Annotated in this window: 15 protein-coding genes; 10 read left to right on the plus strand and 5 right to left on the minus strand. The window is 33.8% G+C overall.

The features are described from left to right. Positions 1 to 20 precede the first annotated feature (20 nt). The 5 genes from menD (at position 21) to Q0845_RS22130 (ending at position 4,252) form a co-directional block, all read left to right on the plus strand. Complete coding sequence (menD, locus tag Q0845_RS22110; RefSeq protein WP_298518058.1) at positions 21 to 1,769, plus strand: 2-succinyl-5-enolpyruvyl-6-hydroxy-3-cyclohexene-1-carboxylic-acid synthase; 1,749 nt, start codon at positions 21 to 23, stop codon at positions 1,767 to 1,769. A gap of 95 nt (positions 1,770 to 1,864) precedes the next feature. Continuing rightward, positions 1,865 to 2,206 (plus strand): DUF2853 family protein, encoded by a 342-nt coding sequence (locus Q0845_RS22115; protein WP_298518061.1) that lies wholly within the window; start codon positions 1,865 to 1,867, stop codon positions 2,204 to 2,206. A gap of 192 nt (positions 2,207 to 2,398) precedes the next feature. Next, positions 2,399 to 2,872, plus strand: coding sequence for a hypothetical protein (locus Q0845_RS22120; RefSeq protein ID WP_298518064.1), 474 nt, complete (start codon positions 2,399 to 2,401; stop codon positions 2,870 to 2,872). A gap of 12 nt (positions 2,873 to 2,884) precedes the next feature. Continuing rightward, complete coding sequence (locus tag Q0845_RS22125) at positions 2,885 to 3,364, plus strand: hypothetical protein (protein WP_298518067.1); 480 nt, start codon at positions 2,885 to 2,887, stop codon at positions 3,362 to 3,364. 57 nt (positions 3,365 to 3,421) lie between these two features. Further along, positions 3,422 to 4,252: a S1-like domain-containing RNA-binding protein gene (locus tag Q0845_RS22130; protein ID WP_298518070.1), complete on the plus strand. Its 831-nt coding sequence runs from the start codon at positions 3,422 to 3,424 to the stop codon at positions 4,250 to 4,252. Positions 4,253 to 4,315: 63 nt separating this feature from the next. On the opposite strand, the gene Q0845_RS22135 is transcribed toward Q0845_RS22130, so the two are convergent. From Q0845_RS22135 to Q0845_RS22150, 4 genes are all read right to left on the minus strand, one after another. Beyond that, positions 4,316 to 4,450, minus strand: coding sequence for a hypothetical protein (locus Q0845_RS22135; protein WP_298518073.1), 135 nt, complete (start codon positions 4,448 to 4,450; stop codon positions 4,316 to 4,318). Between the two features lie 154 nt (positions 4,451 to 4,604). After that, positions 4,605 to 5,336, minus strand: a complete 732-nt coding sequence (locus Q0845_RS22140) for a LamG domain-containing protein (protein ID WP_298518076.1) — start codon at positions 5,334 to 5,336, stop codon at positions 4,605 to 4,607. Between the two features lie 70 nt (positions 5,337 to 5,406). Further along, entirely contained in the window at positions 5,407 to 6,669 is a 1,263-nt protein-coding gene (locus tag Q0845_RS22145) for a hypothetical protein (RefSeq protein WP_298518079.1), read from the minus strand. A gap of 30 nt (positions 6,670 to 6,699) precedes the next feature. Next, complete coding sequence (locus tag Q0845_RS22150) at positions 6,700 to 7,821, minus strand: C1 family peptidase (RefSeq protein WP_298518084.1); 1,122 nt, start codon at positions 7,819 to 7,821, stop codon at positions 6,700 to 6,702. Positions 7,822 to 7,913: 92 nt separating this feature from the next. Here Q0845_RS22150 and Q0845_RS22155 point away from each other — a divergent pair, with 92 nt between their 5' ends. Together Q0845_RS22155 and Q0845_RS22160 are read left to right on the plus strand one after the other, a co-directional pair. Continuing rightward, the gene (locus tag Q0845_RS22155; RefSeq protein ID WP_298518087.1) at positions 7,914 to 8,753 is read left to right on the plus strand and encodes a 1,4-dihydroxy-2-naphthoyl-CoA synthase; all 840 of its coding nucleotides are present in this window, start codon (positions 7,914 to 7,916) and stop codon (positions 8,751 to 8,753) included. Between the two features lie 138 nt (positions 8,754 to 8,891). Then, complete coding sequence (locus Q0845_RS22160) at positions 8,892 to 9,494, plus strand: outer membrane beta-barrel protein (RefSeq protein WP_298518089.1); 603 nt, start codon at positions 8,892 to 8,894, stop codon at positions 9,492 to 9,494. A 260-nt stretch (positions 9,495 to 9,754) separates the two neighbouring features. Here Q0845_RS22160 and Q0845_RS22165 read toward each other — a convergent pair whose 3' ends face one another. Then, a complete protein-coding gene (locus Q0845_RS22165) occupies positions 9,755 to 10,576 on the minus strand; it encodes a DUF695 domain-containing protein (protein ID WP_298518092.1) in 822 nt (273 codons plus the stop codon). Between the two features lie 150 nt (positions 10,577 to 10,726). On the opposite strand from Q0845_RS22165, the gene menA reads away from it, so the two are divergent. The 3 genes from menA (at position 10,727) to Q0845_RS22180 (ending at position 13,502) form a co-directional block, all read left to right on the plus strand. Next, positions 10,727 to 11,659, plus strand: coding sequence for a 1,4-dihydroxy-2-naphthoate octaprenyltransferase (gene menA / locus Q0845_RS22170; RefSeq protein ID WP_298518095.1), 933 nt, complete (start codon positions 10,727 to 10,729; stop codon positions 11,657 to 11,659). Positions 11,660 to 11,675: 16 nt separating this feature from the next. Next, positions 11,676 to 12,353 carry a metal-dependent hydrolase gene (locus tag Q0845_RS22175; protein ID WP_298518098.1) on the plus strand — a complete coding sequence of 226 codons (678 nt, stop codon included), beginning with the start codon at positions 11,676 to 11,678 and terminating at the stop codon, positions 12,351 to 12,353. 111 nt (positions 12,354 to 12,464) lie between these two features. Further along, the gene (locus Q0845_RS22180; protein WP_298518101.1) at positions 12,465 to 13,502 is read left to right on the plus strand and encodes an o-succinylbenzoate synthase; all 1,038 of its coding nucleotides are present in this window, start codon (positions 12,465 to 12,467) and stop codon (positions 13,500 to 13,502) included. The last annotated feature ends 7 nt before the right edge of the window (positions 13,503 to 13,509 follow it).

The raw sequence follows: 13,509 nt of genomic DNA on the forward strand, positions 1-13,509 counted from the left end.
TTTGTACTTTTACGCCTCGAATGAAGTATTCAAAAATTCCACTAGCACAAACATTAGTTTCGCTTTGTATAGCCAAAGGTATCAACCATGTTGTGATTTCCCCAGGTTCACGAAATGCACCCTTAACATTGAGTTTTTCTCAACATCCAAACATTCATGCGTATAGTATTGTAGATGAGCGCTGTGCCGCCTTTTTTGCTTTAGGAATGGCACAACAATTACACAAACCTGTCGCAGTTATTTGTACTTCGGGTTCTGCGGTTTTAAATTATTATCCCGCTATTGCGGAAGCGTATTACAGCAATGTTCCGGTAGTCGTTATTTCAGCAGACAGACCTGAATATTTGATTGATGTTGGTGATGGACAAACCATTCGACAAAAACATGTCTTTAAAAGTCATATCAATTATGAAGCAAATTTAAAGCAAGACATTACACATAAAACCACCATTTTAGCAGAAACGCATCAACTTTCGCCAGAAATGGAGCGCGAACTGCAAAAAAATATTCAAGCATATAACGAGCAAGAAATCAATTTGGCTTTGAATGCTGCCGTTGAAAAAAACGGTCCTGTGCATATCAACGCACCATTTGATGAACCTTTGTATGAAATGGAAGAAACACCATCTGTATTTCCAGTAGTGCAACCTTTGGAATTGACAGAAGAAATTGAACATGAAAAGATTGCTGCTGTAGCTTCAATTTGGAGGAATTCTACTCAAAAAATGGTCTTGGTTGGAACTTTGCCGCCAAATACGATTGCTGAAAAATACTTGACTATTTTGGCAAACGATCCTTCGGTGCTCGTTTTTACGGAAACGACTTCCAATTTACGCGATGATACATTTTTCAATAAAATAGATCAAATGATTTTGCCGATTGAGAAGAATGAAGCAATGTTGGACGAATTTCAGCCAGAAGTATTGTTAACGCTTGGAGGAATGATTGTTTCTAAGAAAATAAAAGCGATTCTGCGAAAACGCCAACCCAAACATCATTGGCATATTCATGAAAATAGAGTCTTTGATACATTTTTCTGTTTGGAGCATTTCTTTCAGATGAATCCGAATCATTTCTTTGAATTATTTTTTGAGCAAGAAACGGCTATTGAAAGTTCGTATAAATCGTTTTGGAATGCTATAAAAGCAGATCGTCAGCAACGTCATGAAATCTATTTGAAGCAGGCTAATTTTACTGATTTAAAAGCTTTTGAAGCGATATTAGCTTCCTTGCCGTCTTCTATCATTCTGCATTTAGGAAATAGTTCTACCGTTCGTTATGCACAATTGTTTGAAATTGATGCGAGTATTGAACTGTTTTGTAATCGTGGTACAAGTGGCATTGATGGAAGTACTTCTACCGCTATAGGAACTGCGGTTGTTGCCGAAAAACAAACCTTATTAATTACAGGTGATTTGAGTTTCTTTTACGACAGCAATGCTTTGTGGAATAATTACATTCCGAAAAACTTCCGAATCATCTTGGTCAATAATAGCGGAGGCGGAATTTTTAGAATTCTTCCGGGAAATAAAAATACGGCGAATTTTGATACGTATTTTGAAACCATTCATCCGCATACGGCAAAACAATTGGCGGAGATGTATCACTTTGAATACAGTACAGTTTCTGATGAAACATCGCTTCAAGCGGCATTGGTAAATTTCTATGAAGAAAGTGAACAACCAAAGCTTTTAGAGGTTTTTACGCCAAGAACTGAAAACGACAGTACGTTAATCGATTATTTTAGGTTTTTTAACGAAAAAAAATAACGTGGGCATTATGAAAAGTAGGAATATCTTTCAATTCTATACTTTTGATCCCAGATATTATTAGTCAAATTTTACAACAATAAATACACACAATTATGAGCAAAAGAGACGAGCTAATTACAAAGTACGCTGCTGATTTAAAAGACAAATGTGGAGTAACTCCAGACATGGATTTATTAACAAAAGTAACTATCGGATGTGGACCGGCTATCTATAACAAAGATGCATCAACTGTTGCAGGATCAGATGAAAAAGAATTAGCAACCGTAAAAAACAATTTCTTAATCAAAAAATTAGGATTGGCTGACAGTGCAGATTTAGACAAAGCTATTGACGCAGTTTTAGATCAGTATGGTCGCTCAAACAGATCAAAATATAGAGCTGTTGTATATTACTTATTAACAGTTCATTTCGGTAAAGAAGCAATCTATAACTAATATCAGATTGTATTTTAATACTATTATTAAAATCCCTTTTGAAAACGCCATCTTAATCTCACGATGGCGTTTTTTTATGGAAAAAATTTAATATCACACTAAATAAATTTCTCTTAATGATAATTTCTTCTAAATAATTATACAAAATTGATAACTTTTTAATATATTGTATACTAGCAAAACAAGAATAGAGTGCACATTCATGATGTAGAAAATAACCAATTAATTGAAGTAGAAATTGTTAGTGCCTTAGGGAAAATGCCTTCTTGTGATGATGGTTGGAATTTTGAATGGAACGATCTTATCAAAGAGAAAAATACTAAAACGTATATTTTAAAAATAAAAAATGTACCTAATAGTATCGAAGGAATATTGCAGTTGCGCATTGAAAATGATATGTTAATTATGAACATTGTAGAAATAGCTCCTTATAATATTGGATCTAATACTAAAAAGTTTGATCGTGTTGCAGGTTGTTTAATCGCTTTTGCTTGTAGGGAAAGTTTTAAAATTGAAGGAAACTATAAAGGTTTTTTGACATTTGTTTCAAAAACAAAATTAATAGATTGGTACAGAGATAAATATGGTGCTATTCAAGCATTTGGACAAAGAATGTATATTGATGATGTTGCCGGTTTACGATTGATTGAAGAATATTTGGATTAAAAGTAGAATGATATGGAAAAGCAAAAAATAGACAGCAAAAAGGCACAAGTAATTACCGAAAAAATGGAGGTAAATACTAGCGAGTTTGAGATGTTTCAAGCAATGCTTTTAAACAAATCAAAACAGCGAACATTAGAACAAAAAGAGAAAATTGAGTTAATGGCACTTACGTTTGAAATGGAAGATTATTTAAAATCAAATGATCAAGAGCTAAAATTGGTTGGATATTTTTTGAAAAGTCATTTGAGTACATTTAAAATCAAGCAAAATAAATTTGCAAGCTATATTGGGCAAAAACCATCAAACTTATCTAAATTGATTAAAGGAGAGCGTTCCTTGAGTCACGAATTGGCTTTAGTTTTTGGTCAAATATTTAAAAATGATCCAATGCTTTGGCTTGATATTCAAGATAAAAATAAGCTATTAGCATTAGAAAAAGCTAAAAGACAGGAGATTGATATGTACTCATTGGAAGACTTGATAAAATTATAATTCTACGAAATCTAATTTGAGACAGATAAAGCGTACCTTTGACCGAAATTTAAGAATATGATTCACTTAGGACAACTTAATACATTAGAGATTTTACGAGAAACGCCTCCTGGACTTTTCTTAGGCGATGAGGAAGGAAATGAAATTTTGTTGCCAAATAAATATATACCAAGCTCTTTTGAAATAGGAGATAAGTTAACGGTTTTTGCATATTTAGATAGTCACGAACGTCCTGTAACTACTACGTTAAAACCTTACATGAAAGTGAATGAATTCGCATTACTTCGTGTGACAGCATTAAGTGATTATGGTGCGTTTTTAGATTGGGGATTGGAGAAAGATTTGTTTGTTCCGTTTAAAGAACAAGCACGCGATATGCTAGAAGGAAAATGGTATGTAGTGTATTGTTATTTGGATGAAGAAACGAATCGATTGGTAGCTTCTAGCAAAACAAATAAGTTTTTGAGCAATGAAGAATTGACTGTAGAACGTTTTGAAGAAGTCGATTTGATGGTGTCTCGTTTCACAGATTTAGGTGTAGAAATGATCATCAATGAACAACACAAAGGTTTGGTGTATCAGGATGAGATTTTTAAAGAATTGAAACTTGGAGAGAAACTGAAAGGTGTTATCAAAAAAATTAGAGAAGACAATAAGATTGATCTTTCTTTACAGCAAATTGGATATAAGAACATAGAACCTTCTGCACAAACAGTTTTGGATGCTTTACAACAAAATGGAGGAAGCCTGCCTTTGCATGATAAAAGTGATCCAGATGAAATAAAGAGACGTTTAAAAATGAGCAAAAAGAGCTTCAAGAAAGCAATAGGAAGTCTGTATAAACAACAGCAAATTATTATCAATCCAGACGGAATTGAATTGAAATAAGTTGTTTTAACAGACAAAAGAAATATGAAAAGGCGCGTTTATCACAAACGCGCCTTTTTGTTTTTAGCAATAGTTATTGCACCAAGAAGCATTACTTCTGCTTTCAGATGGCTTGCAAATATCATTGTCACAATAGCGATACAATTTTGGTGGTTTTCCTCCAGAAACTTGATTCAAATTTCCAGTAACATTTTGCAAAATGCTAACTTTTTTAGTGGCTTCTGTTTTTTCATAATTGATTTTTTATGACTAATGTTGAGGTAAAATTAATCATGTAAATCATTGAAAAAAAGCATTATAAGCTTTGGTTTATGAATCAAAGGTATACCGTTTATAAACTGAATGTTACGAATTATTGTTCAAATAAATACGAAACAAATTCTGTAGATTTTGCTTTGCTGTAAATTCGGATATCATCAATACTTCCACTAAACGGATTTTTACCCGATCCATCGTTTCCAATCAATAATGGTAACGTAGACGTAGAAATTTCTCCTTTTATATATTTCATCAATGCAGGTTTCCCATTAATGTATAAGTACATAGTATCACCTTTTAACGTGCAAGTAACCATGTACCAAGTATCTTTTTCATAATTAAACTTTCGCAATTCATGCATAATTCCGTACGGTGCAATCGTAAAAATAATATCGTTGGTAACCACTTCTTCATCTTCTAATGGAGAATAACCAATGGAAATTCCGTACGCAGCTTTTTCAGTTTTTGCGTCAGAAACATTTTTATAAAGTACTTGTTGTAAATGCGTAACATCTGTTTTTAACCATAAATTGATGGTAAACTCATCGGTAAAATTTAAATGTTCGTTGGCAGGAATACGAAGATGATCATCCATACCATCAAATCGATATGCAAAATTTGCATTTCCTAAACGATCAAAAGTTCCGCGAACGCCATTTTGTTGAGCATTAATTCTATACGGACTAAGATCATTGGTGTTTCCGTCAAGCGGATAATACGCAACTAGACTTTCATTAAGATCAAATTGCGGTTCGTCTTCGTCAATACTGCAGCTGCTAAAGGCAAAAAGGATTGCTAGACAGCTAATTAGATAGGTAGTTTTCATGTGGAATCGGTTTTTGTTGACTGATGATTTTATATTTCAACTAGCAACAAAAATGATACCAAACCACAAATTATTCTAGAAGATGTTTAAATTCTGGGAATTCTTTTTGATACTGATAAATGTCAGAAGAATACGGAACCAACGGAGTAGTGGATGCTGAAGATAAGTAATCAACAAACGAATGGTCATATATTTTGGAGTTTATAAGTACATGTTTAATATCATTAATTTGAGTAATTATCCTACTGTAAGGACTATCGTAACGAGTATAACCCGATAATGCATTTTGTAGCAAATAATTTCGGCGGCTATCTTTTATACTCAATTTTTTGTCGTCATTGTCTTCTCCTGCTATTATGAAAAATCGATGGTATTCATATAGAATATCAAGCAGTTCTTTCGCTTCTTTAGAATTTGGTGATACTTGCTTGAGTTGGCGATATACATCAATAGGATCTGGATAATATTGAATACCATATCCATCAAACTTGGCAGACTTAAAATTATGAATCAATATTTTTTGAAGCACAATGTCTTTTAATGCAATCTTTTTTCGTGTTTCAAATTTTTGCTTCGTATTTAACAATAATTGCTGTAAATCTGGATGATCTAAACATTTTAGTAAAGCAATAGTTTCTGTCTTATAAGTTATTCCATAATTTTCTTTAGCATTCGAAATTTCATTCTTTAAATAGCTTAGTTCTTTTTCAAAGATTTTTTCATAAGTAATTTTACTATAGCGCAAATTAGAAACATTTATAAAGCTAAGAGAGATCACACAGAATAAACTAATAAGGAATGCGTACAATTTCCATTTCCAAACCTTAAAATATAGAGAAACTTTTATCCAAGCACCTAAAAACAAATACATAGGAATTAGATATAGAAAATATCCGTACTGTTCATACGTGTTTGATCCAACGAGTATAGGGTTTGAAAGGATTTGAAGTAAAAACTCTACCAACATATACCAACATAAATACTCTATAAACAGAGCATAATTTGTGATGCGAAGTGCTATCTGTTTTCGTGTTTTTTTTAAATGAAATGTTGGTTGCATAAACCAATAACGTATCATCATATGATTTCCCATGGAAATCGAAATACCTAGCAAAAGTGTATGTTCAAATGCTATAGCACTTGAAGATTGATGCGAAATATCAAAAAACATACCTACACGTGTGAGGTTAATGATTTCAAGAATACAAAACACAAAAGCATAAAATATGAAGGCGTAACATACTCCCAAAAATATACCTGTCCAAAATCGAGTTTGCCCAATTTTAGCAATTGTTAAATGTGGTTTGAATTGTATGCGCTTTTCATGCTTCATACAATATCTGTATAAAATATTGAATAAACGTTACAAACCTAGTTTAGAGCGTAAAGCTTTTGGAAGTGCATCTTTGTGTACCATTACAGAAATAGTTTTCAACCTAAAAAAGGATTCACTCATATTCACATGTCCATCATTTGGTACACGTTTGGTATTGCTTCCCCAAGAATTTTTTACACGGAAATATTCGTTTCCATTTTGATCTGTAGCCAATCCTGTAATATGCATTAAATGATCGTCTGTCGTAGTGAAATTTTCAAATTCTTGCTGACGATATCTTTCTGAAATTGACTTTTCTTTTCGAACTTCTCCAGTAAAACTTTTTCTATCTGCAACAGGAGTTTCCGGAATGGTTGCAATTCCATATTTTGCTGAAAATGTAGCTTCAGAAACATCACAATCCAATTCAACTGTATAACCAGTTTTTAAAGCATTTTTAGTCACAGCAACCAATTCGTCCAAAGTCACATTATAAAAACTTCCGTTTGAAAAATTATCAGGAATATTCAAAATAAACGATTTATAATATGGCTGGTGTGTAAACGAAGTAATGGTCACATAATCATCCGGATTAATCTTTGTCATTTCCAAGAATGATTGTGGCGTATATGTTTTTCCATCATACAAAAATGATGCTGGACGTTCACCTAAATAAATATCCAATACACTTTCAATAGCACGTTTCCAGTTCAATGATAATTTTTTACCAGGATTTTTTATGTATGCATTTAGCATCGCTTTTAAAACAGCAATCATTTCTACATGATTGTGCGTTTCTTGTAAAATTTGTAAACCTGAATAGGCACTGTTAGGAACCAAACCGTTCGATTTTACAGCATTCATTACATCATGTGCCAATCCACCTTCGCTGAATTGTGCTTTTCCTTGTCGCATCACATAATTCCATGCTTTTTTCGGATATGTATTTCGTACATTATACATTTCCGAAATATCAATCTGCTTTCCTGTCAATCGTATAATTTCAGATTCCAAAAATGAAGAAGCCGAAAAACTCCAACAAGTTCCAGTACGCCCTTGACTTATTACAGGCGTTGCTTCTAAATCTACCGTAGTTTTGAATTGATAATCTTGTGCAAATGTTACAAACGTGAAACAGCTTAAAAAAGCAGCTAAAAGAATTTTTTTCATGAGAAATTTTAGTGTTTACGAACAAGAATTTGAACCGCGAAATTCTTGATAACTGTGTAAAATGAATTATTTTTACGCAAAATACTAAAAATATGAGTAAACCAGATTGGAAAACAGCAAAAGAGTACGATGATATTACCTATAAAAAAGCAGATGGTGTCGCAAGAATTGCTTTTAACAGACCAGATGTGCGAAATGCATTTCGTCCGCATACGACTAGCGAATTATTAGATGCTTTCAGAGACGCACATGAAGATGTAACTATTGGTGTGGTATTGCTTTCTGCAGAAGGTCCATCGTCAAAAGATGGTGTCTATTCTTTTTGTAGCGGAGGCGATCAAAAAGCACGTGGACATCAAGGATATGTTGGACAAGACGGTTACCATAGATTGAATATTTTGGAAGTACAACGTCTAATTCGTTTTATGCCAAAAGCCGTGATTTGCGTTGTGCCAGGTTGGGCAGTTGGTGGCGGACATAGTTTGCATGTAGTTTGCGATTTAACCTTGGCAAGTAAAGAACATGCCATTTTTAAGCAAACTGATGCTGATGTAACAAGTTTTGACGCTGGTTATGGTTCTGCGTATTTAGCGAAAATGGTAGGACAGAAAAAAGCACGCGAAATCTTTTTCTTGGGAAGAAACTACTCTGCACAAGAAGCCTATGAAATGGGCATGGTCAATGCGGTAATTCCACATGATGAGTTGGAAGATACAGCTTTTGAATGGGCGCAAGAAATCTTAGCAAAATCGCCAACATCTATCAAAATGTTGAAGTTCGCGATGAATTTAACCGATGACGGAATGGTTGGACAACAAGTATTTGCAGGAGAAGCAACACGTTTAGCGTATATGACTGACGAAGCCAAAGAAGGACGCGATGCATTCTTAGAAAAGCGTAAGCCAAACTTTGAGAAAAAGTGGATTCCTTGATTTAGTTGCTAGTTGTTGGTTGTTTGTTTTTAGAAACTGTCATTCCTGCGGAGGCAGGAATCCATTCTTTATAAATTAATTATTTCAATATTTTTTGAATACCTACGTTTGTAGTGTATACACTAATCGACTCACACAATGAAAAAGTTCATAGTTTCTATGTTTTTGTTGTCTTTCTTTATAGGAATTGGACAAAATACAGATCGTAAATTTGAAATCGGATTGCATTTTCCATTATCTACAGGAGATAACTTTATGGTATTTGCTTATGATGGTTTGATAGGTTTAGATTTTAGATATCAATTTGCAGATACGGAACTGATTTCTCCAAAACTGGCATTCTCAGTTGATTATTTCAATTATAACTTTGTAGATGATGTAAATGGTGGTGCTTTTGTGTTGAAACCAAAACTGATTGGTGAATTCAATTTAAACAGTCTGCCACAATTCAAACCCTATGTTTCGTTGGGTTGGAGTGTATTTACGACTTCTTTGAATGCTGCCAATGCAAATTTTGATTTTGGAAGTCCTAATCCTGTCATTCAGCCTAATGGTGATCGATTTAACGATACGCAAAACGGTATCAATTGGGGATTTGGCGCCGCGTACGATCTTACGGAAACATTCTTTGTTGAGGTTTCTGCCGATTTTATCAAGTTAGATTTAGATGGAAATACTTCTGGAAATCGTTATAACGAAAACATTCATACGGTGAATATGGGCGTTGGATTGAGGTTTTGATTCTTGAAATTTTAAATGCTAAATGTTGAATTTTAAATTGAGAAGTTTCAAATGTCAATTCGAGCGCAGTCGAGAATAGTTTTGAAATAAAGTACTTCTCGATACAATTTTTCTGCGAAAAATCACTCGAAGTGACGTTTTTTGCTTGAAATAAAAATGATACTTTTTAAGAGTTAAGATCCAAGACTCAAAAATCTAACTGCGAAGCAGTCTAATATCTAACAGCGTTAGCGGTCTAACAGCAAAGCGTGTCTAAAAACCTATTCCGCCTTCTTCACCACAAACGTTTCCCAACCATCATAATTTCCATTCATCTCTTTGGCAAGATTGATGAGTTCCGTAGTGAATTTCATGGTGTTTTCTAAAGTCACAGAATTGTCGCGATAAAACTTGACTTCATGAGGAAATTTATCATTCTTAACTTTCTTCTTATATGCTATAGTATACGAAAGTTTTTGAACAGCATCTGCAAACAAGTTCATTTCGTTGATAGTTGAAAACGTAGCATAATGCTCAATTTTCCTAGGTTTTACAACATCATCTCCCGCGTTTTTTAATTGAATTACAGTATCGCGATTGGACATGAAATTTTTGATTTCGTCATTCGGATATAAAAAATTGATATACAAATCCCAAGCAGGATCAGACTTTACAAAGACTTCATATTTTTCACCACGAAACTTATTTCTAAACAATTTGTCGATATGACGTTCAATATCAGAAGCATCTTTTACATAATAATACTCAAAACGACTTCCGTCATACATAAATGAACCTACATAATAACTTTCGTCAGCAACCGATTGCATTTTATCATAAATAGCGTCTTTGATTCGGTATAATTTCTTCAACTTATTCCCAACAGGAAAGTCACTTTCTTTGGTAACTTTATATTTAATTTTTACATAAAAAAGAAAGTCGTATGCGTTGATAGGCGCTTTTTCAATCAAATCCATTCGCAAATTTGTAGAACTTACACCTTGTTCTTGTTTGGCTTGATACGTGTTCCAAATTTGAGTTTCTTGCGCATGCACAAAACTAACAGCAAAGAAAAATAAAAAGATGCGTATAACTGTGTTCATAGACTAAAAGTAAAACTTGTTGCAATGTAAGTAAAACTCAGAATTGCGCATAAAAATTAATAGAATATTATGATTCAAACCATCGCAAAAACAATACCAAGTGTTTTTTCAATACTTTTTAAAAGTTATCTTTACAAAAATTAATTGTACATGATAAAAGCATGGTTAGCTGCTGCACGATTACGAACCTTACCATTGTCCGTTTCTGGAATTATAGTAGGTTGTTCGTTAGCCAATTTTTCAACAGGTTTACTAAATGAAACGGTTCTTGTGCAAATTCCGCGATTTGAAAAGAATTACCTCATTTTTATACTTGCCATTCTCACAACCATCGGTTTTCAAGTATTATCAAATTTTGCCAATGATTACGGTGATGGAATTCGCGGAACAGACGAAGATAGAGAAGGAGAACAGCGTATGGTAGCTTCGGGAATTATTTCGCCAAAGCAAATGAAAAACGCCATGATTCTTACGGCTATCATAACTCTTTTACTGGCTTTAGGAGTCATTTATGTAGCTTTTGGAAGTGAAAACTTTAAGTATTCCATTCTCTTTTTATTTTTAGGAATAGCGGCTATTATTGCTGCCGTGAAATACACGGTTGGGAAAAGTGCCTATGGCTATTCTGGTTTGGGAGATATTTTTGTATTTCTATTTTTTGGATGGTTAAGTGTTGTGGGAAGCTACTTTTTATATACAAAATCATTGAATTTTGAAATTTTCTTGCCAGCAACGGCCATTGGATTGTTGAGTGTAGCTGTATTGAACTTAAACAATATGCGCGATCGTATCAAAGACAAAGCACATGGAAAAAATACCTTGGTCGTAAAAATGGGAAGTCAAAATGCAAAACTATATCATTACGCACTGATAATTGGCGCATTGGCTTGTTCGTTGCTGTACGTCAATCTACAAGGAATTCATTCTTATAAAAATTACATTTTCTTAATAGCTTTTGTACCTTTAATCATGAACATGGTTGTGGTTGGCAAAAACATCATTCACAAAGAATTAGATCCAGAACTTAAAAAAGTGGCTTTGAGTACTTTTTTATACGCGATTTTATTCTCAATATTCAACTAAAAAAAACAGATATAATATGAAAATCACTTATTTAGGACACGCTTCATTACATATTGAATTTAGCGAAACTTCTATTATTGTAGATCCTTTTATTTCAGGAAATCCACTAGCTGCTCATATTGATATTAATAACTTACAAGCAGATTATATTCTAGTAACGCACGCACATCAAGATCATATTTTAGATGTAGAAGCGATTGCGAAAAATACAGGTGCAACTATTGTATCTAATTATGAAATTGCAATGCATTATGGCGCAAAAGATTTCAACGTTTTTGCGATGAATCACGGTGGAACGTACACAACTGAAACATTTTCTGCAAAATATGTAAATGCCATTCATACATCATCGTTTCCCGATGGTTCGTATGGAGGACAACCAGGCGGATTTGTATTAACAGCCAATGGAAAATCTATTTATATCGCAGGAGATACTGCGTTGACTTACGACATGAAACTCATTCCGATGCAAACAAAATTAGATGTAGCTATTCTACCAATTGGAGATACCTTCACAATGGGCGTTGAAGATGCGATTATTGCTAGTGATTTTGTAGAATGCGGCAGAGTTTTAGGATATCATTACGATTCTTTTCCACCAATAGCAATAGACAAAGAAGCTGCTAAGATTAGGTTTAAAGAAAAAGCAAAATCATTGGTTTTACTTGATATAGGGAAATCTTTGAATGTATAATTAATAAAATGGCATCTCGACTGCGCTCGATGTAACAAATGGAGTATAGATTGGTCTAAAATTCTAACAATTCTAATAATTCTAATAATCTAAGAAGTCTAGAAAACATAGATGAAAGCAACTTATCACAAACATATTTTAGATTTTAAACGACCAAGCGGAACATCGCGCGGCATATTAAAACAAAAAGAAACTTGGTTTATCCAGCTTTTTTCAGAAGGAAAACAAGGAATAGGAGAGTGCGGAATTTTACGAAGTTTGAGTATTGATGATGTGCCTGAATATGAAGAGAAATTACGTTGGACTTGTGAAAACATCACTTTAGGAGAAGAAGCGCTATTGCAAGCATTAATCGAGTTTCCATCAATTCAGTTTGGCGTAGAGCAAGCATTTCGTTCTTTAGGCTCAACTTCACCTTATATTTTGCATCCATCAGCATTTACCGAAGGTAACGAAGCTATTGATATCAATGGTTTAATTTGGATGGGCGATGCAACATTTATGAAATCGCAAATCAAAGAGAAACTTGCCGCAGGTTTTTCCTGTATTAAAATGAAGATTGGTGCTATTGATTTTGAAACAGAACTCAAATTATTACAAAGTATTCGCAATGAATATTCTGTAAACGATATAGAATTACGCGTAGATGCCAATGGCGCATTTACATCTGAAAACGCCTTAGAAAAGCTCAAACGCTTGTCTCAACTGGATTTACATTCTATAGAACAACCGATCAAGCAAGGACAATTGGAAGAAATGGCCAGACTTTGCGAAATGACACCATTACCAATTGCTTTAGATGAAGAATTGATTGGTGTTTTTCATACATCTGACAAACAAAAAGTATTGGAAACCATTCAGCCACAATTCATTATCTTGAAACCCAGTTTAGTTGGCGGTTATGCCGGAAGTAACGAATGGATTTCGTTGGCAGCCAAACAAAATATCGATTGGTGGATTACAAGTGCTTTAGAAAGCAATATTGGTTTAAATGCTATTGCACAATGGACGCATACCTTGCAAAGTGCGTTGCCACAAGGTTTGGGAACAGGCGGTTTGTATACCAACAATTTTGATTCACCACTAAACATACAAAACGGCGCATTGCATTACAATCCTGAAATGTCGTGGGACGTACCATATTTATAAAAAACAG

The organism is uncultured Kordia sp. (assembly GCF_947489565.1).
In the GTDB taxonomy this organism is placed as follows: Bacteria; Bacteroidota; Bacteroidia; order Flavobacteriales; family Flavobacteriaceae; genus Kordia.